Annotated in this window: 15 protein-coding genes; 5 read left to right on the top strand and 10 right to left on the bottom strand. The window is 51.3% G+C overall.

All coding sequences use genetic code 11. The annotated features are described in order from the left end of the window. Window positions 1–388: 388 nt before the first annotated feature. Complete coding sequence (locus K3T82_RS13880; RefSeq protein WP_220194037.1) at window positions 389–1,546, bottom strand: acyl-CoA dehydrogenase family protein; 1,158 nt, start codon at window positions 1,544–1,546, stop codon at window positions 389–391. A 304-nt stretch (window positions 1,547–1,850) separates the two neighbouring features. On the opposite strand from K3T82_RS13880, the gene K3T82_RS13885 reads away from it, so the two are divergent. Continuing rightward, a complete protein-coding gene (locus K3T82_RS13885; RefSeq protein ID WP_220194038.1) occupies window positions 1,851–2,027 on the top strand; it encodes a hypothetical protein in 177 nt (58 codons plus the stop codon). Between the two features lie 142 nt (window positions 2,028–2,169). On the opposite strand, the gene yabN is transcribed toward K3T82_RS13885, so the two are convergent. Continuing rightward, on the bottom strand, window positions 2,170–3,708 hold the full coding sequence (gene yabN / locus K3T82_RS13890) for a bifunctional methyltransferase/pyrophosphohydrolase YabN (RefSeq protein WP_220194039.1): 1,539 nt from the start codon (window positions 3,706–3,708) through the stop codon (window positions 2,170–2,172). A 375-nt stretch (window positions 3,709–4,083) separates the two neighbouring features. Between yabN and K3T82_RS13895 the strand changes: the two genes are divergently transcribed. Continuing rightward, window positions 4,084–4,599 (top strand): hypothetical protein, encoded by a 516-nt coding sequence (locus K3T82_RS13895; RefSeq protein ID WP_220194040.1) that lies wholly within the window; start codon window positions 4,084–4,086, stop codon window positions 4,597–4,599. 180 nt (window positions 4,600–4,779) lie between these two features. Here the strand turns inward: K3T82_RS13895 and K3T82_RS13900 are convergent, their stop codons facing one another. The 8 genes from K3T82_RS13900 to tgt all read right to left on the bottom strand — a co-directional run bounded on the left by K3T82_RS13900 (window position 4,780) and on the right by tgt (window position 14,243). Next, window positions 4,780–6,345, bottom strand: coding sequence for an SPFH domain-containing protein (locus K3T82_RS13900; RefSeq protein ID WP_220194041.1), 1,566 nt, complete (start codon window positions 6,343–6,345; stop codon window positions 4,780–4,782). A 68-nt stretch (window positions 6,346–6,413) separates the two neighbouring features. Beyond that, entirely contained in the window at window positions 6,414–7,385 is a 972-nt protein-coding gene (locus tag K3T82_RS13905) for a PSP1 domain-containing protein (RefSeq protein WP_220194042.1), read from the bottom strand. A gap of 229 nt (window positions 7,386–7,614) precedes the next feature. Continuing rightward, a complete protein-coding gene (locus K3T82_RS13910) occupies window positions 7,615–8,187 on the bottom strand; it encodes an ANTAR domain-containing response regulator (RefSeq protein WP_220194043.1) in 573 nt (190 codons plus the stop codon). A 201-nt stretch (window positions 8,188–8,388) separates the two neighbouring features. After that, complete coding sequence (aroF, locus tag K3T82_RS13915) at window positions 8,389–9,459, bottom strand: 3-deoxy-7-phosphoheptulonate synthase (RefSeq protein ID WP_220194044.1); 1,071 nt, start codon at window positions 9,457–9,459, stop codon at window positions 8,389–8,391. A 479-nt stretch (window positions 9,460–9,938) separates the two neighbouring features. Then, window positions 9,939–10,712 (bottom strand): hypothetical protein, encoded by a 774-nt coding sequence (locus tag K3T82_RS13920; RefSeq protein ID WP_220194045.1) that lies wholly within the window; start codon window positions 10,710–10,712, stop codon window positions 9,939–9,941. Next, a complete protein-coding gene (locus K3T82_RS13925; RefSeq protein ID WP_220194046.1) occupies window positions 10,709–11,521 on the bottom strand; it encodes a GlcG/HbpS family heme-binding protein in 813 nt (270 codons plus the stop codon). Before K3T82_RS13925 ends, K3T82_RS13920 begins: the two co-directional genes overlap by 4 nt. 518 nt (window positions 11,522–12,039) lie before the next feature. Continuing rightward, the gene (locus tag K3T82_RS13930) at window positions 12,040–12,876 is read right to left on the bottom strand and encodes a lipoate--protein ligase family protein (protein WP_220194047.1); all 837 of its coding nucleotides are present in this window, start codon (window positions 12,874–12,876) and stop codon (window positions 12,040–12,042) included. A gap of 185 nt (window positions 12,877–13,061) precedes the next feature. Beyond that, complete coding sequence (gene tgt, locus K3T82_RS13935) at window positions 13,062–14,243, bottom strand: tRNA guanosine(34) transglycosylase Tgt (protein WP_220194048.1); 1,182 nt, start codon at window positions 14,241–14,243, stop codon at window positions 13,062–13,064. Window positions 14,244–14,595: 352 nt separating this feature from the next. Here tgt and K3T82_RS13940 point away from each other — a divergent pair, with 352 nt between their 5' ends. The 3 genes from K3T82_RS13940 (at window position 14,596) to K3T82_RS13950 (ending at window position 21,869) form a co-directional block, all read left to right on the top strand. Further along, window positions 14,596–14,904: a zinc-ribbon domain containing protein gene (locus tag K3T82_RS13940; protein ID WP_220194049.1), complete on the top strand. Its 309-nt coding sequence runs from the start codon at window positions 14,596–14,598 to the stop codon at window positions 14,902–14,904. Between the two features lie 1,656 nt (window positions 14,905–16,560). Continuing rightward, a complete protein-coding gene (locus K3T82_RS13945) occupies window positions 16,561–18,855 on the top strand; it encodes a RelA/SpoT family protein (protein WP_220194050.1) in 2,295 nt (764 codons plus the stop codon). A gap of 530 nt (window positions 18,856–19,385) precedes the next feature. Next, window positions 19,386–21,869 carry a RelA/SpoT family protein gene (locus tag K3T82_RS13950; RefSeq protein WP_220194051.1) on the top strand — a complete coding sequence of 828 codons (2,484 nt, stop codon included), beginning with the start codon at window positions 19,386–19,388 and terminating at the stop codon, window positions 21,867–21,869. Window positions 21,870–21,924: the final 55 nt, after the last annotated feature.

Genomic DNA, 21,924 nt, shown 5'->3' on the forward strand with positions numbered 1-21,924 from the left:
AATACCGGCATCACTGTCGTGACCGGTACAGACCCTCATTAGCGGGCTGACTCGCTCAGCTTTATGTAAACCAGGTCTGCCGTTCAGGCTTTCGAATAAAGATCCTTATTAGTTTCCACAGGCATAGACCCGTATAAGAACATAATGAAGTGAATAGAGATAACTCTTGAATAGTATATTGGATATTGGCAAGAGGAGGAGTAGAAGAGACGAGGACGCGTGCCATCATTGCTGTCCATGGTAGCACACGTCCCGGTCGTTCAGAAATTTGCCCTTTTAGCATATCGAAAAAAAACAATTCTGGCAAGTCTCTCATATGAGTCTTGTCTTGATATACTACTAATAAGGCAATCTCTCGCTTGGCCTGAGGACCTGGATGAGCCACAAATTAGTGGAGCTGATCGAGGAGCGCGCGCCCAATCACAATACGCTGAATCTGATTGGTGCCTTCAAAAATCTGCGCCACCTTTACATCGCGCATATAGCGCTCAACGGGATAATCTCGTACATAGCCTGCGCCACCAAGAACCTGGATCGCATTGGTTGTGACCTCCATTGCGGTATCAGTAGCGAAGCACTTTGCCATGGCGCTATACATCGAGGTCTGCCGTGATGGCTGTTGTGACTGATCCAACTTATACGCGGCTTCATAAACAAGCAGGCGCGCAGCCTCGATCTTCATCGCCATATCAGCGAGCATAAACTCGATAGCCTGGAAGGTTCCGATGGGTCTCCCGAACTGCTGACGCTCCTGAGCGTACTGGCGTGCTGTCTCGAAGGCCGCTTGTGCCACGCCAACAGCGATAGCACCGATATTGATACGACCACCATCGAGCGAAGAGAGCGCGATCTTGAAGCCAGTTCCCTCGTCCCCCAGGCGGTGTGTAGCCGGGATGATGCAATTCTCAAAGATCAATTCGCGCGTAGGCGAGGAGTGTAGTCCCATCTTACGCTCAGTCTTGCCAAAGAGGAAGCCAGGAGTGCCCTTCTCTATAACAAAGCAGCTAATGCCCGAAGATTCACTGCCAGTTGTTGTGCGTGCCATAAGCAGATAGATATCGGCCTCACCGGCGTTAGTGACCCATAGTTTATTGCCGTTGAGTGTATAACTATCTCCCGCGCGTTCGGCCCGACATTGTAAACTGGCGGCGTCCGAACCTGCGGAGGCTTCGCTTAGTGAGAAAGCGCCGAGTAGCTCGCCCGAGGCAAGTTTGTCTACCCAGCGTGCTCGTTGTTCTTCATTGCCAAAGCGCGCGATTGATCCAGTTACCATATTATGAACAGAGAGCCCTACGGCAGTAGCCATGTCTCCCTGGGCCAGTTCTTCATAAGCCAGGGCGGCGGTCAGGCGTGGTAGCAGATTGCCCCCCAGTTCTTCAGGTGTGGTCATGCCCATCAGACCCAATCCGGCCATTTGAGTAAAGGTTTTGCGTGGAAAGTGGTTATTTTCATCCCACATTTCGGCATGGGGCGTGATTTCTTGTTGTGTGAAGCGGCGAACCATGTCGCGAATGTCTGATTGCTCTTCATTGAGGTCAAATTTCACGGCACTCTCCTTTGTGCTGCCTTGTCGCATCGAACTGTGGATGCGCGTGAGTGTGTCCCTGCTCTTATCATACCATGTCGTTTCATGTGCCTGAGTGAATAGAAGACCCAGGCGTAACACTTTGCCATATTTATCGATTTATCTAGTGAGATATCACCTTTCGCTTCTGTGTTTACCCTGGAAAGAGAAACGCGACAGTTTCGCGACAGTTTTATGATGGCGCTGTGACACGGCTCAAGTAGTATTAGCAGCAGAGAAATGGAAACGGGCTACAAAGCCAGGGGATAAAGGAAAGGGTACTGCTATGATGTTCGATGTGACAGATACACTACTAGAGTCATTTTACGCGTACACAAATTGGGCTATCGAGGATGATTCCTGTGACGTTGAGTTGGTACAAGAGCCTGAGATGATGAACCAGGAGTGGACGGAAGAAGATGAAGAGATCGCGAGGCACACGACCGTCTTGCTTGCTTCATAATTTGCGCCAGCTCTACAAGTAGAAAGAGTTAAACTGCCTATGGTTCGCAGGAGTTATAGAGCAAGGGCTGCTTTGCCGATAGAAAAGCAGCCCTTGCTATGCACTATGGAGCACATATGGCATGTTGCGGTAGCTAGAAGCGCTAGTCCGAGCTCTTTGCTTGCTTGACCTGCTGCTTGGCGTGCCTCCAAAGGGCAATCCACTCCTCAATATCATATGACGTTAGCTCACGTTGCTCCTGGCGCGCGAAAGCCTCCATGGCCTGGAAGCGCTGGCGAAATTTGCGGTTCGACGCGCGCAAAGCCTCTTCCGCATCGATCTTGTACCAGCGCGCGAGCTTGGCGGCAAGAAAGAGAATGTCGCCTAGTTCTTCGTGCTGTTCCTCCTGTGTATTGGCCTGTCGAAGCTCCTGTAGTTCCTCATCAAGCTTGGCGATGACCTGCTCCAAATTTTCGAATTCAAACCCTGTCTTCGCTGCTCGCTTCTGATATTCTTGAGCCACCATCAGCGCGGGCGTTGCCTGAGGAATGTCCTTGAAGATCGTTTCCTGTTTCTCATTTAAAGTGCCTGCTTGCAGGCGTTCCTGGCGCTTAATTTCTTCCCAGTTCTGCGCGACCTGCCCGGCATTGTGGGCCTCAGTATCGCCAAAGACATGTGGATGGCGGCGCAGCATCTTGGCATTAATATTCTCATAGACATCGCCAATGGAGAAGCTACCTTCCTGGCGTGCGATCTCAGCGTGGAGGTAAACTTGAAGCAGAAGATCACCAAGCTCATCAGCGAGCTTTTGCATGTCATTTTCTTCTATAGCCTCAACAACCTCGTAGGTCTCCTCAATCACATAGCGTATAAGCGTTTGATGCGTCTGCTGACGGTCCCAGGGGCAACCATCGGGCTCGCGACGTAAACGCTTGGTAATATATCGTAGCGTATCGGGTAGGCGCAGTGGTGTCAGTTGATCTAGCGGGGGCACGTAGAGCGTGCTCAGATGGTTCGCATAGTTGTTGTGATCCAGAGCGTAGAGCGGCATTTCGAGTGCCTCTTCCTCAGAGGCGACTCCGGCGGCGCGTACCAGCCTGACTGGCCATTCATCAGGGTAGCATTCGCTCAGTGTGAGCTTGACCTGGCTCGCTAGACGACGATTATATACCTGAGTAACCATAAGGGGTGCGGTGGGGATAAGCGTACCAGCGATCTCATCGCTTTCCAGCCCGGCCAGGATTGTCGCGTCAACGATCTGGAGGCCCGTATCAAATGGGTCGAGCCCGAGCAAGCTACAAACTGGCTCCATGAACGAGAGCCCCGCGACGACTGAAGTTGTCAGCCCTTGCGCGCGAGCTGTCTCCAGCACGATCCGCACTGATATCTCGCCCATCAAGGGATGACCGGGTACGGCATAAATGATAGGTGTTTGCGCTCCTAGCGCACAGACCTCATCTGCGATACGCTGATAGAGCGACTGCCAGTTTGAGGACTCGTCATAAAAGCTATCAAAGGAGTTGATACGAAGTGTAGGTAACTCCTGGCGCAACTGGTCTACAGTTGGATGAACCACGGTGCGAAAGTAGACGACTTGCCCTTCCTGTGCCGCGGCAGCCAGCAAGGCATGGGCCTGTACCGTGAGATCCTGTGTGCTACCGGGTCCTAGTCCAAGGATCGTAATGGATGGTGTTGTCTTCATAGAATATTTCTATCGAATAGTAAAACTGAATATGCTGCAACGTAAATACCAGCACTAGTGTAGCTGGTGGATTGGGGCGTGTCAAACCTGATATCTCTAAATTATTATGAGTGCCATCCATTTGCCTGAGCGCGTTAGCGCTAGCCGGCGACTAGGCGGCGTTGGCAAATGCTTTTGAGAGCAAGCCATCCATTTGCCTGAGCGCGTTAGCGCTAGCCGGCGACTAGGCGGCGTTGGCAAATGCTTTTTAAGGCATGGTCTGCGCCTACTAGAAGTCGGCATTGTCGAAAGAGCCACAACGTGCTATTCTTCATAGGAGAATATTGTATAGTTGCCCGGACTGTCGTGTGGGGCAACGTAAGGAGGGACTAATCTATGGCGTCCGTACAGAGCCAGAAACCAACCTGCCCGGTGTGTAACCAGGCGGATAAAGTTAAAACGATGCAAGCGGCTTACGACGCTGGTGTGGAGGCGTGCGCGCCACCCGAAGTACCAGCGAAAAATGTCTCCATGTCGCGAACCATTATCAGCTGTATTGTCCTGGTTGGCATTTGTATCTTTTTCGTTATTGTGCTTATCGGTGGCATGGAAGCGAATTTGGATGCTACGCTCATGCTTGTGCTAGTGGCTCTGACACTTTGTGCGATTATTCTGGCATTGGTGTTCTCATTCCTCGCGTTCCAGCGTATTGTCAAAGGGGATAATGAGGCGAACCTGCGTCTCCCAGCGTGGGAAAGCGCGATGGAGGAGTGGCAGCACCTTTACTATTGCGCACGCGATAAGGCTGTTTTTGATCCTCGCAAAGACAAGGCCGTCAGCGCTACCGAACTGGCAAATCTGCGTGATTTCGACTCGCGTCAACCCAAGCTCCAGGCCGCAGCCCAGCATTAAAGACGAAGGGCATATCCATAAAAGGCGGTCGCCGGGATTATTTATTACGCCCATGTGGTCTTAGATGAGAACCAAAGCCGTGCCAGCGGCCAGAGTTTTGCTCAGGTTCTCTTATAAGACATGCATGGCGCACCTGCGACGCCTTTTTTGCATGGATTCGTATGGGCGAGCGGAATTACTCTAGCCCCCCGCCAGCATGTTCTCATCTGTTGAATGTCTTCGTGCCGCATGCCAATTGGGGTTAGTATTCTCATCAAAAGTATCTGGTGCTGGACCACGGGACCCAAGATTCTGCTCGTTCCTCAGAGCTTCTGTGTAGAGATTCTCAGCCGCGCGTTGAGGATCGAAACTGACCGACTGGCTCGCCTCTGGATTGCGCGCGATTGCCTCAAAGCGCTGAGCCAGGTTGCGAATCGTTTGTGGATCACTGATCTTCCCCTCCTGGACTTGCCGATAAGCTTTGATGAGTACTTCTTCCTTGAAGACAGGTGGTGGACCAGCGGGTGTCGGTTCTACCTCACTCTTAGGTGTTGGTGGAGGTGCCTGGCGGGTATTGTGTGCTTGAGCCTCTTCAAATTGGTAATCGCGTTCGGAGGGAGCGGTATTAACGAGATGTGCGCCGTGTGGCGTGAGCGCGACATCGCGAATACGTATCCAGTTGATTTGAATGCCCCAGGTTGATGCCTGCTCACTCATAAATTGGTAGAGATAGCCATTGACCTGCTCCCAACGTGCACCACTTGGAGCCGCTTCAAGGGATGGGTTTAAGGCTGGGCGTGAATGTAAACCATTGGGCCAGGCGATAAAGTCGTCAGGCGTAAAGGTCGTTGCAATAGTCTGAATCGCGCCCAGGAAGAGCTCGCGCAAGCTGGTTTCCCAGGAGGTTGCCTGAATTGTCGCCAGGTAAGCATCCTCGGGCAGAAGTTGGTAGGAGATGGCTGCGCGCAAGATGACATCTTCATCGCGTGAGAGTTGTACACGTTGTGTTGGGCAGATCCACTGAACCTCACCAACATTGTATTCTTGAAGTACACGGTCCCAGGGAAGGAGCAAGTGCGGTCCGGGGAAGAGGGTTCGCCGATATTTCCCAAAGGATGACACGATCACCACGGAGCCTTCTGGTACGGACTGGAGATAGCGTCGCACCAAAAAGACGCAGAGCGCGACAATAAGGATCAGCATCAGTATGCCCGAAATAGCCCCAAAGGACGCGAAGGCACCCAAGAGCAGGAACAGGAAGAAGCCTAGCAGGGTAAAGGGATACCAAAGATCATTGATTGTGCCGAAGTAATAAACCACAGTTCCCTGAGCGATGGCAATGAGTATCAGTAATACTACGAGAGGCCAGAACATGACCTGTGATGCTGCCGCGTGCCCATTTAGGACAGAAGGAAGGACAAATAGAGCGGTCAGACCTCCAAAGATGAGAGGCGCACCAATGTATAATATATAGTTACCCAGTGTGCGCAATAAGGCTTCACGCCGATCCGCTGGCGATATTTGAGCCTCCTCCTCTATGCCTGGTGAATCCGTCGGGCGGCCCCGGTAACTTCGCGCCTCCTGCGAGGTGGGTGCATAGGCATCGGCATCTACAAAGGGTGGCTCTTGCTCAATACCTACATATTCATCATGCTCGGGATCATAGTAATACGCTTGCTGGTGGGAGGAGTCTGACTGAGGGTCGTCCTGCCCACTGGATCGAGGCGTTCGCCAGGTTGCTCCTGAATCCATCCCATCAGAAGACATGCATTGCACCTTCCTCTCGTTTCATTCCCAATAGCTCTTATTATGTGAACGTCAGATGTTCTTCTTTTTTATACCACACGAACCGCAACCGCCACCTCCTCCGGTGCCACAACCGCCGCTACCACAGGAGCATGCTCCCCCCTTCCCACAGCCGCAGGAGCCACCAGAAGATTTTTTGACGCCACAGGAGCCACAGCCACCCCCTTTGATGAAGGCTCTTCATCGAGAGGAATCTGAATAGTTGCCTCGCTCTCAAGCATTACCTCAACTGAGTTCTTCGGAACATTGATCGCGACCACCTTGCCGGGACCACTGGGAGTATTGAGGATCGCGCCGATCTGAGGCATCTGTTGTTTGGCCTGGATATAGTTCTCGTTCTCATAGGAGAGGCAACACATCAGGCGGCCACAGACACCAGAGATTTTGGAGGGATTGAGAGGAAGACCCTGTTCTTTCGCCATTTTAATGGAGACAATACCAAAGTCCGTAATCCAGGAACTACAACAGAGCGTTTTGCCACAAGGACCAATTCCACCCTGGAGCTTGGCCTGATCGCGTGCTCCTATCTGGCGTAGCTCAATGCGAGTACGGAAGGTCGCGGCGAGATCACGAACTAGTCCTCGAAAATCGACGCGTTCGTCGGCGGTAAAATAGAAGGTGAGGCGGCTCCCATCAAAGGTGTATTCGGACTCGACTAGCTTCATTGGGAGTTTGTGCTGGGTGATGCGCTCGGCACAGCGAACCATTGCCTCCTTTTCCTTTTGCTTAAAGGAGAGGAGCATGCGTAGTTCATCTTCAGTGGCGAGGCGCTGAATTGGCTTCAGGGGATCGGTAAGGTCCTCTTCCACAAACTTCTTCGAAGCTATGACGACGCGTCCAGCTTCGACCCCACGCACAGTTTCGACAATAACATATTGTCCATTAGTGAAAGTTTGCCCCTGGGGATCAAAGTAGTAGATGCGTCCAGCCGGTCGAAAGCGAACGCCAACTACGACAATGGTTTTGGCTGTATCTGTTGCGGAAGTGCTTACCAGATCCATGTACGCTCTTCTTACTAGACTAGTGTGGCGGAGAAATGAGCGTGTTGCTGAGGAATGTAGTGCTGGATATCTGATGCTTACTCAGTGGAAGGACACACTCATCTGCCACAAACTGACCGGTTGACACAAGTGAGGGATGCAGCCTCGTTGATGCACCCGGCGAGTTGTCTGTGTGTCATTAACTGTATATGTCACGAATCACAGGCAAAACTCGCTCTCATTGTAAAGATTACATCTCATTCGTCAAGAGGATAGCCTCGGCTACCTCACGCATGGACTTGCGGTTATTCATGCTGGCCTTCTGGATCTTGCGGAATGCATCTTGCTCGCTGAGACCCTGCTTCTCCATGAGCAAGCCTTTGGCGCGCTCGACAATTTTACGTGTCTCAAGAGTTTCGCTCAGGGAGCGAGCTTTTTCCTCCATGGCGCGGAACTCATTGTAGCGTGCCAGGGCGACCTCAATAGCGGGTGTCACTTCGCTTTCACGGAGTGGCTTCACAATGTAGTTTACCACCCCGGCCTCCTTTGCGCGCTCGACGAGTGGCTGATCGCCAAATGCCGTAAGCAGCAACACTGGCGCAATTTTTTCTTGCGTTAATGTTTCTGCGGCAGCGATTCCATCCATGTCAGGCATGCGAATGTCCATAATAACCAGATCAGGCCTTAGCTCGCGAGCCAGGTTGACGGCGCTCAAGCCGTCGCCAGCCTCACCAATTACCAGGTAGCCCTGTTTGACCAGGACATCCTTTAGATCCATGCGTTGAATAGCTTCATCATCAGCAATAATAATACGTGTTGGCATACGTGTCACCTCAAAGCCTTGATCTTCTCCACCATATAAGGTCTTAGACGAAAACCAAACCCGCTCTTGCGGCTAGCGCTGCGCGCTTAGGTTTTCGGATAGGAATAAGTTCGAAAAACACTTTCGACGTACAAAAGAAAGTATATCATACCTGTTTTGGTGAGTCGATAGGCAAATCAGCAGGCGCAGGAGGCCTTATTTCTAGGCAACCTGTACAAGCTCGTTTTCATGGAGCAAATGCGCCAGTGCCTTCGCCTCGCGAATAATACGCGTGAGTGTTTCTGGCTCGATAGACTGGCGACCATCACACAAGGCAACGCTGGGATCGCAATGTGTTTCGATAATCAATCCCTGTGCCCCGGCAGCTATGCTAGCACGAGCCATCGTTGGTACTAGTTCGCGTCGTCCAGTGGCGTGACTGGGGTCGACGACAACTGGTAAATGCGTCATCTCCTGAAGCAGTGGCACACACGTTAGATCAAGTACATTGCGGGTCTTCGGATCATAGCTACGAATGCCGCGCTCGCAGAGAATGACATTGGGGTTTCCTGCCGCCATGATGTATTCTGCGGCGAGCAGCCACTCTTCGACCGTCGAGGAGAGACCACGTTTGAGCAAGACAGGGTGCTTCGAGGGATGCTTGCCAACCGCGCGAAGGAGTGCGTAGTTCTGGACATTGCGTGCGCCAATTTGAAATACATCAGCGTATTCGGCTACCATGTCAACCATCTCCGTCTCCATGACCTCGGTAACAACAGGCAGCCCGGTTTGTTCACGGGCTTCCGCAAGCAACTTCAGACCCTCGACACCCAGCCCCTGGAACTGGTAGGGCGAGGTGCGAGGCTTGAAGGCTCCACCACGTAGTACATTGGCCCCAGCGGCTTTGACCGCGTGGGCTGTCTTGAGTAATTGTTCGCGGCTTTCAACAGCGCACGGACCCGCCATGATGACCGGAGATGCGGATGCCTCACCTACGGTAACCGTGTCACAGGTGTGATCTGCACCTATCAGGATGCGGGTATTCGTGGTTTGGAAAGAGCGACTGACGAGCTGGTAAGGGGTTTTTAGGGGAAGGACTTCGGCGACTGCGGGTTGCTGGAGGAGGAGTTGCTGGACCTGAGTATCAATTAACGCACCATCGAGAGCTATGACCTCACGTTCAGCGGTACGCGTACTGGCGATGGGGGCGCGACTCTCTGTGACACGACATAAGAGTGTCATCAGGTGAGCACGTTCTTCGCTAGAAGCTTCGGGACGAATAGTGATAATCATGAGTTCTTTCCTCTTTCTATTGTGTGAACAACGGTTCTCCGTTTGCCTATTGCTGAGTAGAGCTCCTTCGAAAGTCAAAGCTGCTGTGGCGTTCTGACTTTCGAATAAAGAGAAACAAAAAAGCAGAGGAATTTTCCTCTGCTTATCCCAGCATGCTGGTGGTTTTTTTGCTCAGCCAAAGTGGCCCACCATCATGCTGGGGGGCTAAACCAATAATAAAAATGCTGCATTTTCGGTTGTGCGACAAGGCATGTATCGCTGAGCATATGTTTTACCAACTGTGTGTATTTTGTGAGTAATATGGCTTCGATGCTCTTTACATCTAGCCTTTGATAGATTATAAGCGCTGCCACGCAATAATGTCAAGAGGAACTGGACTGTTTAGGTACGATTAGGAAGAATGGCTCGGTCTTGTCAAAAAGCAGAGGTTCTGGATATTTACCCAGAACCTCTGCTTTTCTGTGATGCTAAAGGATACTTTAGCGCTTCTTTGAACGGCGCTGTGTGGTGCGGTACTCGCGATAGAGCGAATCTGACTCGCCACTGACACCCTGGCGGATTGTCTGCTGTGGCGCTTTGGGCGTCGCTGGCGAAGACGACGAACGCCCTGATGTCTGTTTGCCTCTTGTCGCGGTGTTGCCGGTCAGGCTGCGTGGAATCAGGTCAAAACGAGCCAGGACAACGAGCAGAATAACCAGTGTGACCAGGTACGTTAGCGTTGAGGTCGTCAACTTCATAGACAGACCGAAGAGATTAAAGTTCGTGACTAGGCGCTCAAGGCCCAGGTTTTTGATGGCCTGCGTCTCATAGAGGCCGGCGAAGTTCGCAACAAGCAGGTACAGCGCCATACCAATGATCCAGCGTGTCTTAAAGCCGCTGGCAGGTCTGGTACCTGGGCGAGCGTTCGCGGTTGTTTTGGGTGCGGGAGCCTTCTCTTTCTCTTCTGCGCCTTTGCCGTGGGTTGCCCGCGCCAAGCGAGCGCGCGTGGCCTCTTCTTTGCTGGTAGTCGCCTGATCCTCGCTCTTGCCAACACGTGAGAAGAAACTGCGGCGAGGTTTAGCCTCGCTTACTGGCGCTTCCGCTTCAGCGAGTGCTACAGAGCTCTCACTTTGGGTTTCACCCTCTTCTGTATCTGTTACTGTCTCTTGATCGAGCTCATCATTTTGCACTAGCGTTGGGCGGTTAGTGCGTGTGCGGCGGCGACGACCGGAACGTCCGGTGCTAACTGTATACTCCTGGGAATCCTGACTCATGATTGGTCTCCTGGTTTTTCTGGGTTAGGTCTCTGTTCCGGCTCATAATACTGAGGCGATTCAGGCCTGCCCGTCTCTTCATTCTCAAATCGTTCCTGCTTTCCCTGCTCATTGGTAAATTTGGGTTCGGCTTCACCTGGCTGCTCTTTATAACTTGAGCTTTCAGAGAAGCTTGAGTCTCTAGGTGGTTGCTCAGGCGTTATAGGTGGAACTGGAATTGGAGCGACAGGATAAGCGGGCACTGGCGACTGAGCCGGATAATTCGGTGCCTGTTGGGGCGCGGCCCCACGAGCATAGTGCGATGCCGATGGGGATTGTTGCCCCAGCCCTGAGTATGCGGGCTGTTGTGGCGGAATATATGCCTGCTGCTGCTGCTGAGGTGGTTGAGGTGTGCGAGGTGGCTCAGCAGCCGTGAGACCTGCGCGGGCAATCTCATCATCGCGACCGGGGGCATTACCACCGCTCACGCCAATACCACCAATGGTCGCGCCATTGATGCGAATAGGCCAACCGCCTGCGGACATAATAAACTTGCCGTTCGTCATCTCGGACATGCTGGAGGCAAATCCTGGAATAGCGGCTCCCCACTGCGCAACGGAATCAGTTGGTTGATTGAACATGACCGCAGTGCTGGCCTTCGCGATACTCATATTGCCTGTCGCCCAGCCGTAAGGCGACATCATGCGCTCGAAGAGTACCAGGTGTCCGCCTGAGTCTACAATAGCGATGCTAACAGGACTACGTAGTTCGCGTGCGCGCTGTTTGCTTGCTTCCAATATCCTACGCGCGATGTCAATAGAGATGCTCACAGCCAAGAACTCCTTACTATAACGATGAAACAAATAGGCGCAGGTGTGCCGCGCTTCGATAACGCGGCTGGCATCTAAGGTTGATAGTATTTTATATTTTGATACAGCCCAGGCGTGCCAGATTACGCGGTGTTCTTTTCATCGCAGACTCCGTTGATAAGAGTGTGGATTGATGTGTAAGCGCTACCTATTATTGAGGCTGGCGCATCTTTCTTTGCCCGGCGTCTACTGCAACCTGGAAAAGTCCAGGTCATTCCGTATCTGGCCTATTGTACCGCACCATGTGTATCCATGCAATGTGTTCAATTAAGGGTCGCAAGTATAGCAACGGGTTATGGCAACATATTGATGTCTCTGACATTCTCTTTCGGCTTTCCTACTTAAGAAGTGTAGCCAGAAGCCAGGTTGATATGACTATGCTCCTATCATAAGTCTGACAACCCAGGGCTTGTATAAGAGATGGATCAATCCCTCTGCCTGTGGATCGTAATGAGCGCACAAGCTTCATTTGAGGAGGCTTAGGAGGCTGGGCGCTCGATAAGTCTAACCTTCTCCTTACGCCATTCCAGCTTACTATACTTCTCCGCGACGAGCTGGTGTGCTAGCTCCCATTCGGAAGGCAGGAGTTCTCCAGGCACAAAATCATGCTGTAGAAAGGTGCTAAAACCATGCCGAAAGGCGTTAGCGACGTCGTCCCAGGTTGCGGTGGGAGCCAGAGTGTGGAGTGGGGTCGTCTTCTCGTTATATTGTGCCAGTGCTTCCGTCCGTGCCTCTGCCGAAGGGAAGCGCAGAAACGAGAAGAATTCTTCCGCCCGGTCATCCAGGGGTAACGAGCCTTGCTGGAGAAGCGATGCATCCTTCCAGACTTGAGCACTGCCTACCAGCTTATAGCCACCACTGGTAAGATCTGCCTGTGTCGAAGAGGCGAAGCAGGCTGCCGAGGGATTCTTATGTACGCGCTCATCGCTGATCTCCGCCTGAATTCCCAGTTCTTGCAGGGCTGTAAGTAGACCCTGTGAAAGGTAAGCGTAGGCGGCAACAACCCCCGAGGGAATGCCATCCCGCTTTCCAATGACAATACTGTATGTGAACTCGTCGCGGTGGTAGACAGCACGCCCGCCTGTGGGACGCCGGACCAGGATGACCGCATGCTGTTGACAGCGCTCCTGCTCAATCTCGCGCTCAATACTCTGGAAGCGTCCAAGGGTGATAGATGGTTGCTTCCAGCGGAAGACGCGCAGCGTGGGAGGTACCTGTCCTGCAATATGATGAGTCAGTATGGCCTCGTCCAGTGCCATATTCAAGGCGGCATCTTGCACGCCGGTAGAAACGAAACGATAAGCGGTCGTTGACATAGAGACACAACTCCTACTAGCTAATTGCAGTATCCTCAGACGGATCGAAAGAAAGATCCGCAAACTCAGCAGTGGTCACCTATCTCCGACCGACATCGATAAGCGGAGTATAGAGGTGGAAAGCCGAATAGGTCAAGTGATTATATTTAGGGTAAATACCTCAAAAAAGAATCCCAAATAATGCTTTATGATTGGCGGGCACGTGCCGCCTTCCATTTCTCACGCTGCTGCTCGCGCACCTGTTCGGAAGCTGGCTGATAGCGCTTTAAGAAGGCTTCGCGGAACGTGGGATAGGTGCCATCTAGAATAGAGGCTCGCAGGTCGGCGGCGAGGCGCAGCATAAAGCGCAGATTATGGATCGTTCCCAGACGATAGTATAGTTGTTCTTCCGCGCGATAGAGGTGATGGAGGTAGGCCGCGCTATAATTGCGGCAGGTATAGCAGTCACAGCCCTCTTCGAGAGGGCCAGGAATGGTCTTGAAGCGTGCGGACTTAATGCTTACTCGCCCATCACGTGTGAAGAGACCACCATGCCGCGCGACACGTGTAGGAAGCACGCAATCGAACATATCCATACCCAGCCCTACTCCCTCGACCAGATCCTCAGGTGATCCAACACCTAGCAGATGGCGTGGCTTCTCGCGAGGGAGCGCAGGAGTCGTATGGCGTAACATTTCCCACATTTGAGCTTTAGGTTCACCCACGGAGAGTCCCCCAATAGAGAGACCGGGGAAAGGCATATTACCAATGACGCGCGCGCTCTCTTGACGGAGTTCTGGCTCGAAGGCTCCCTGGACGATACCAAAGAGGGCCTGATCGGGGCGATAGCGTTCTTTGGCGACCAGGGCCCGTTCCTCCCAGCGGTGAGTTCGTTCCATGGCCTCCTTTGCCTCCTTGGGAGCACAGGGATAGGGAGCACAGATGTCGAGTGGGAGAATAATATCCGATCCCAGTTCAGCCTCAATGCGCATCACGCTCTCAGGCGTCATAAACTGAGGTGAGCCGTCGAGGTGAGATTTGAAGAGTACTCCCTCCTCGCTCAGTTTGCGCAGATGTCCCAGGCTCCAGACCTGGAAGCCACCGCTATCAGTCAGGATCGGACCGTCCCAATGCATAAACGAATGCAGACCACCGAAGGATGATATGAGTTCGGAGCCTGGACGTAGCATCAGGTGATAGGTGTTTGAGAGAATGATTTGGGCACCAACTGAGCGTAACTCTTCGGGAGAGACGCTCTTAACTGTGGCCTGGGTGCCTACGGGCATAAAGATTGGCGTCTGAATCGCGCCATGGGGTGTCTGAAATGTGCCTGCGCGCGCCCAGCTTTCAGAGCACTCGGCCTCGATAGTAAAGGTGAATGATGACATTTGGTATTCTTACCTTGAATGTAACTCTTCAGGTTGTGCTAGCCTGTTGCCTATTGTCTCATGAGAGTCAAGATTCTGGTGTTTGATCTCGAGCCGCGAATGCGCCAAAAAGCACAAGATATGAAATATACATAAAAATATGAAGAGATATGTACATAATCGGCGTAAAACTCTTGAAAATCAAGTAAAGATAGTGTATGCTGTTTCCCGGTATCCCATCTCGGTCTCGCGTACGGTGCTCGTCCAGAGTTTACATACTTCCCTCGCTGGTAAGGGGAAAGAACCACTGGTGACATCTGCTAGGAGAAGGACCTGGAGGTTTACCATTCATTCACTCTAAGGAGGTCCCTAGTTGAGCTTCGTTGACAAAACCCTGAAGTGCCGTGATTGCGGAAATGATTTCGTCTTCACTGCCGGAGAGCAAGAGTTTTACCAGCAAAAGGGCTTGATGAACCAGCCGAGTCGTTGCCGCCCCTGCCGTGAGGCGCGCCGCAACTCAATGGGTTCTACTGGTCGTTCCGAGCGTGCCCCGCGAGAGATGCACACCGTTATTTGTGCCGAGTGCGGTACCGAGACGCAGGTTCCTTTCCTTCCTACGAAGGATCGCCCAGTCTATTGCAGCTCCTGCTTTGATAAAGTACGTGGAGTTGCCCGCAGCTAAAGCGCGCACAGGAAGCGAGCGTTTATTTGAAAGAGAAGACCCGATATCGCTTTCAGCGAGGCGGCTTGCGGCTTGCATGAGACGCTGTGGCGCTTATGAGCAAGGACGCGATAGTATGCTCTACACTGAGGCAGCATATAGAAATCTTATCTATTCATAACCTCTCGTTTTCAGCTACATAACAAAGGGCTAGATTGGGGTATGTTCTCGATCTAGCTTTTTACTTTTGTGCTAATATAGTGGTGTTATACGGCTTTACTAGCCAATTGATGTAGTTCTACCATGAGATGGTATGTTAGCGCTCTTAGGGCTTGTCAAGCCATTTGTCTGCATGATGCCGAATGTCATACCACATATCATTTATGGCAGGGCTTTGTTGACGCTTGAGCTCGTCTTGTCGTTTTTGTTCTTCCAGCGGCAAAGATTTACGCTTCTGCTTGAACAAGAAGAGTATCAAGAAGCCGAGTCCTGTTATAAGGAAGGTGCTAACGATTGCCGCGTTCCCATCCCCTATTTTGATTGTGCTTCCTAATAGCAGCACCAATAGTAGCTCCCAGGACAAGAACTGCAATCTCGATATACTTCATGTTCCCCTCCAGAGGTATTATTATGCGCTCTTTTGCAGTAATGTATATGCTACCTATTTCGGACGAGGACAGGAGCTAAAGATCAAATATACATGTCAGCACACTTTTTGCGTACTAGCCTGCTCAGAATCCCTTGCGAACAGACAATGCTATGCGTCTTGAGTGAAGGATTCTCATTTACTCTTCGGAAGATCTCACATTACAGTGGCTTGCAGCGTGAAAGTGTGTGCTCTGAGATGTTTCAAATCCGAAGAGGTAATACTCATCAATAATTAAGCATGCAAGCAGGATATACTAGGAATATAGTGACGTGTTGGCGCGTTTAAACGTATTACAAGGTAAGACTACTGTACCTCCTTGATCGGTTGTGCGCGCTGACTACACACCTGAGCTTTTTAATTTTTGCTCTTCTGTGGAGTCTTAGCTTGACAGAGGGGTACCGCACTTTATAATAAAGTAATAAGTCCTCAAATGAAAACCAATGGCACTATTGTCACTTGTGCTTATGTATTCAGGTTTTCAAAAAAGGAGTACACCCATTACTCGTAGACAGAAAGCCCTACCTTCAAGAGGAGGCATTTCTTACGGGTGCTTTGTGTGGGAAGAGACCGCGCAAATAGGTCTTGCCACAAAATGAAAAGGTATATCACGAAGCACCCGTAAGAAATGCCTTCTCTCCCACTTTTATCGCTATTTTGTAAGGTCGGGGAAAATATCCGGTATTTAGAGCGAGAGAAAATGGGGAGAGCGTAATTGCTCGTGTCCCAGGGCTTATGCGAAAATCACACTCTTGGGAAAGGTTACCTCGAGGTAGAACAGAGAGACCGCTGTCGTGGCGAGCGCTCATATGTTCAGATTTTCAAAGGGGGCGAGCACTGGGTTACAGTATGGATTGAAAGAATGCAGCCGAGAAGGATGTCAATATACGCTTCCTGTGACGTACTTGGCTGAAGGGTTTGACTTGTCGGGATATTACATGGCTACCAATTTTGAGAGAAGCATCCAAGATTCGGAGAGGACAATGATCCTGAAAACGGGAGAATCTCAAACGAATCTAGCACCTTCACAGATGACAATTGAAGATTTGCTTACCGAAGCGCGCCAGTATCTCTCTGAGAGTGACCTGGAACGAATAAGGTGTGCCTATGAACTGGCAAAAGAGGCGCACAAGGGCGTTGTGCGCAAGTCAGGTGAGCCATATATCCAGCATCCCCTGGAGGTCGCGTTGCTATTAGCGGGCATGCGTATCGATGCTGAAGGCATTATGGCGGCATTACTTCATGATGTCGTAGAGGATACTGATGCTTCCTTAGAAGAGCTTAGGGAACAGTTTGGTAGCCAGGTGGCGAGCATTGTTGATGGGGTCACCAAGTTTGATGCACTGGCTGGAAAGCCCGGCAATACTTCTCCTCAACTAGGAAAAGAGCCTATTCCCGTGGAGCCACCTCCCACACTTTCAGTCGTGGATAAGCGTCGCCAGCGATCCGAAACTGTACGCAAGATGTTGTTGGCGATGGCTGAAGACCCGCGCGTTGTCGTGCTCAAACTAGCTGATCGTGTGCATAATATGCGCACGTTGGCGGCGATGACACCTGCTCAACAGCAGAATAAAACGCGTGAGACGAGCGAGATTTACGCGCCCCTGGCGCGCCGCCTGGGGATGATGCAGGTGCAGGCTGAGTTAGAAGATCTGGTGCTGTGTTATCAAGATCCTGAGCGGTATGCCTGGCTGAAGCGGGAGGTCGAGGAGGAAGTTCAACGGCGTGAGCCATTCATCACTGAAGTCTGCCGTATTCTGAACGGAGAGATGAAACGGGCGGGTATTCATGCCGAGATACAAGCCTGGCGCAAGCATCTGGCGAGTATCAACCGTAAACTTGGGTATGGTCAACCGACGGCTGGTGATCTTGGTCGTATACACGATCTGGTTTCATTTCGCATTCTTGTGGATACCGATAATGAGTGTTACCTTGCTCTTGGTCATATTCATGCCCTTTGGCGACCCAAAGATGGCCGTATTAAGGACTTTATCGCGACTCCCAAGCTGAATGGTTACCAATCTCTCCACACTACTGTTTTCTGCTTTGATAATCGCCTCGCCGAGATCCAGATTCGTACCCACGATATGCAGCGAACCGCCGAATATGGTATTGCCAGCTATTGGTATCTCAAAGATCGTATGGTTAGTGAAGAGCCATCACCCAATAGCTGGAAACTCTCATACAAAGAGATGGTTGCCTGGATTGAGCAACTACGGCAATGGCAGCGTGAATTGCCTCAGAGCGCGGATGAGTTTGTAGAGGCCGTTAAGGGAGACATCTTTCAAGAACAGATTTTTGTTTTCACCCCCAAGGGTGAGGTCAAGGACCTGCCACGCGGCTCTACGCCTCTGGATATGGCGTATCGTATTCATACAGATATTGGCGATCATTGCGCCGGGGCGCGCATCATTACCAATATGGATGATACTGGACGGCTGGTCACACGCCTGGTGCCATTAGACTATGAGCTCAAGGGCGGCGAGATTGTCGATATCATGGTTAATCGAACAGTGCATCCAACGCGCGATTGGCTTAGCTTCGCGCGAACCGCTGCCGCGCGTAATAAGATCCGTCGCTATCTTAAAACATATGAGCGTGAAATTAACTTGCAGCTTGGTAAGGAGCGCCTTGATCTTGCGTTGAAGACCGATGGATCTGTTGGTCTGAACGAGCATGTCGAGGAACTTCTGGTGAAGGCGCGTGAGGAAGATAAATCGGGCGACCTGCGCAAATATGCCAGCTATGAGGATATCTACATTGCTATCGGTCGCGAAGATTTGCATGTAGAAGAGGTGATGAAACACCTTATGCCCTTGGTGCGGCAGATTGGAATGCTGGTGCAGTCTGAGAATGCTGAGCAGAAGTCAGAGAACGATAATGAGGGGATGGGCGTTGTTAAACTTGCCCAGTGCTGTTGTCCCTTGCCTGGTGATGAAATAGTTGGTATGCTCAGCCCCAACGAGGGTATGTTTGTACATCGTCGTGATTGTCTACGTGTTAGCAGACAAAGGGAGAATGCCAGGGCTGTTATCGACTTGAACTGGCTTCAGATTGAACCCGAAACCTATCTCTCGCCAGTGACGATTGTGGCGCATGATCGTTCCGGATTGCTGCGGGATGTGGCGGCGGTGGTGGCCGATGCAGGTGTCAATATGACCACAGTTACATCAACCACGAATCCATCTGTCCATAAAGCCGTTATCACGGCTACTCTAGAGGTCGCAGCCACCGAAGGAGTGCTTGACCAGATCGAGCGTATCCTTCGCCGTCTGCGTCAGGTGAAGAACGTTGTGAGTGTCGAGCGAGCCATCAATACCCGCTAAGTGTATATGTGCATATTTGCGGGTATTGGTGCTACGAGATAAATGTCAGGATAAGCCTGGCGCTCAAAGAGCATTTGATAACGTACAGAACATAGTGCCTACACTGAGAGCTCAATTCTTCAAGGCATCTTCATAAGTGATGCTGCTTTACACTAGCTACATATGAACTACAGTTTCCCACCACGTAATTTGTCCTAGCCCATAAGACGTGCGCGAGTGTATCCTTGTCATAAGGTGTACTACTATATGCTAATGTGTGGTTGGTATTGGATGTTTCTGGCTGTTTTGATTGTTTATATCTATGGGAGGGCCCGTAGGAAGATTGTCGTGTTAAATGGGCCTGTAGGGGCGCTGTGTTCAACAACATCTAATGTCAAACGTATACTAAGCAGAGTGCAAGTTACCAGGGATGGTTTTCATGTGAGTGGTGCTCGAATATCTACTACAAGGCTAAGATATGCATGGCTATGCCGTCTTACCAGATATTGGGTAGATATTTTTCAGTAGAACTCACTAAACAAAGAACTACTATGATTCACATAGAGAAACACGTGGCACTTCATAACGAAACTACCACACAAATTGCTTCATTACGCCAGCAAATACGCACCTACATGTCAGACGACGATGTAGCAATGGTTGAACGCGCACTTCACCTGGTATTAGAGGCTTGTGGCATTGTAGAGGCTGGAGAGCGTCTGGTGCCTCCCCTTGAGTATGCGTTAGGCATCGCAGATATCCTCGCAAGCATGCATATGGATGCTGCAGGTGTTGCCGCTGGCTTGGTCTTTGAGGCCGCCGACGCTGATCTGGTAAGTCTGGAAGAGATTGAGGAGGGTGTTGGGAGCGCAACGTCGCGCGTGGTTGGTAGCATGGAGCGTTTCAACATTCTGGAGCGCAAGAAGATGAACGCGACCGCCGCCAGTGTTGCCTTGAGCGCGCAGAATGTCCAGACTTCAGCTATCAAGAAGGGCCATGACGAGAGGGAAGAGGGAGGAACAAGCTCAGCGAGCGAGAAGAAGCCTCGCGTACGAGAAGCCTTGCGTCGTCAGCAGGCCGAAACAGTCCGTAAGATGTTTGTGGCAATGGCGGAGGACCCGCGTGTCGTCTCCCTTAAACTAGCATACAGGCTTTTTGTGATGCGCCATATGTCCCAACCTGATTACCAGGGGGATCGACAAGAGATGCTAGCGACGGCTGAGGAGACGCGCGAGATTTATGCACCCCTGGCTGGTCGCCTGGGTATGTCTCGAGTTGAAGGCGAGCTCGAAGATCTGACATTCCAGCTTTTGGAGCCTGAGAAGTATCAATGGGTGAAGGGCATTGTCGAGGCTGAGAGAATACAATGGCGTTCTTATGTCGATCAGGTGTGTGAGATTCTCAGGAATGAAATGAAGGCTATAGGCGTGAGAGCCGAGGTTTCAGGACGCGTGAAGCGGTATTATAGCTTTTATCGCAAGCTAGAGCGCAATGCGGGCGACGTGGATGGCGATTTTGAGGTTTTGAAGGAAACCGCAGATGTGAATCAGATCCATGACCTGATAGCTTTTCGTATCCTGGTCGATACCACCCCTGATTGCTATGTCGCCTTGGGACATGTGCATAGCCTCTGGAAACCCAAGGAAGGGCGTATCAAGGACTATATCGCGAATCCCAAGCCTAATGGCTATAGCGCGCTTCATACGACTGTTTTCTGTCAGGATAATCAGCTTGTCGAGATTCAGATACGCACGCATACGATGCATGAGATGGCGGAATATGGCGTTGCTATGCATTGGCACTATAAGGATGTTGGCGACAATGCCTCCTCAACCGCTAAGGAACTTCTGACCTGGATTAACCAACTGGCTGAGTGGCAGCATGAAATCAAGGCCGCTGATGGCAGCGATTCGGATTTTGTTGATGCTATCAAGGATGACCTATTTCAGGAACAAATCTTCATTTTTACGCCAAAAGGAGAGGTGAAGGACCTGCCGGTTGGCTCAACACCACTGGATTTTGCCTATCGTATCCACAGCAAAATAGGTGATAGTTGCGCGGGTGCGCGCATCATTACTCATGCCGAAGGACCTGATGGTGGTCGTCTCCTGACTCGGATGGTGCCTCTAGATTATGAGCTGAAGAGCGGGGAGATCGTTGACATTGTTACCAATCGCACGGCGCATCCTACACGCGATTGGCTCAGCTTCGCACGGACTGCTGCCGCACGCAATAAAATTCGCCGCTATCTCAAGATTCATGAGCGCGATATCAATATCCAGATTGGTAAGGAGCGCCTCGATAAGGTGATTAAGGCAATTGCGGGTCTGCGTGGGATGGAGGTGATTACCGAGGATTTAGAGAACTGGCTTTGCCAGGAACTCCATATGGACTCGTTTGAGGATATCCTTTCCGCCATTGGCGCGGATGATATGAGACCCCATGGTGTCGCGGTCAAGATTCAGGAGTACTTCCAGGGGCGTGAGGGGCGTGAGAATAGAGAAGAGTCCGAAGAGCCTGTACTACCTACCGTTAATCGGCAACCCGCTGCTAATCTGCAAGTAGCAGGTGTAGATGGTTTGTTGACCCGGTTGGCGAATTGCTGTTGCCCCTTGCCTGGAGACGAGATTGCCGGTTTTATTAGTCGAGGCAAGGGCGTGATTGTCCATCGCGCGGATTGCCCTAATGTCGTGCGTTTACGCGAGCGTAGTGGGGAACGCTTTATTACAGTGAGTTGGCAAGGTATGAGCCAGCCACGCTATCATGTTCCTATTATTGTCTTCGCGCGTGATCGCGCAGGCTTGATACGCGATATCGCTACCGCCATCTCCGAATATGGGTTGAACCTGCTGGCAATCAATACGCATGCTAATAGCCATCAAGAGCGCATTCTCGTCACTGCAACACTGGAGATGAATGACCTTGAAGTGATGCCACGTGTCTTTAAACGCCTGGAGAAGGTCAAAGATGTGTTGCAAGTAGAGCGCGATATGGGACATAAACGGGCGCCATTGTCCTCAGGAGCAGATGCATAGCGAAGCACCGAAGTGGTCTATATTGTGTGGTAGATGTTGGTCCAAGTGAGAGCGA

Source organism: Ktedonospora formicarum, assembly GCF_016587355.1.
Lineage (GTDB): Bacteria > Chloroflexota > Ktedonobacteria > Ktedonobacterales > Ktedonobacteraceae > Ktedonobacter > Ktedonobacter formicarum.

Coding starts and splice junctions, on each gene's coding strand:
- K3T82_RS13885 (WP_220194038.1), top strand. CDS start 1,851: ATGATGTTCGATGTGACAGATACACTACTAGAGTCATTTTACGCGTAC.
- yabN (WP_220194039.1), bottom strand. CDS start 3,708: ATGAAGACAACACCATCCATTACGATCCTTGGACTAGGACCCGGTAGC.
- K3T82_RS13895 (WP_220194040.1), top strand. CDS start 4,084: ATGGCGTCCGTACAGAGCCAGAAACCAACCTGCCCGGTGTGTAACCAG.
- K3T82_RS13900 (WP_220194041.1), bottom strand. CDS start 6,345: ATGTCTTCTGATGGGATGGATTCAGGAGCAACCTGGCGAACGCCTCGA.
- K3T82_RS13905 (WP_220194042.1), bottom strand. CDS start 7,385: ATGGATCTGGTAAGCACTTCCGCAACAGATACAGCCAAAACCATTGTC.
- K3T82_RS13910 (WP_220194043.1), bottom strand. CDS start 8,187: ATGCCAACACGTATTATTATTGCTGATGATGAAGCTATTCAACGCATG.
- aroF (WP_220194044.1), bottom strand. CDS start 9,459: ATGATTATCACTATTCGTCCCGAAGCTTCTAGCGAAGAACGTGCTCAC.
- K3T82_RS13920 (WP_220194045.1), bottom strand. CDS start 10,712: ATGAGTCAGGATTCCCAGGAGTATACAGTTAGCACCGGACGTTCCGGT.
- K3T82_RS13930 (WP_220194047.1), bottom strand. CDS start 12,876: ATGTCAACGACCGCTTATCGTTTCGTTTCTACCGGCGTGCAAGATGCC.
- tgt (WP_220194048.1), bottom strand. CDS start 14,243: ATGTCATCATTCACCTTTACTATCGAGGCCGAGTGCTCTGAAAGCTGG.
- K3T82_RS13945 (WP_220194050.1), top strand. CDS start 16,561: ATGACAATTGAAGATTTGCTTACCGAAGCGCGCCAGTATCTCTCTGAG.
- K3T82_RS13950 (WP_220194051.1), top strand. CDS start 19,386: ATGATTCACATAGAGAAACACGTGGCACTTCATAACGAAACTACCACA.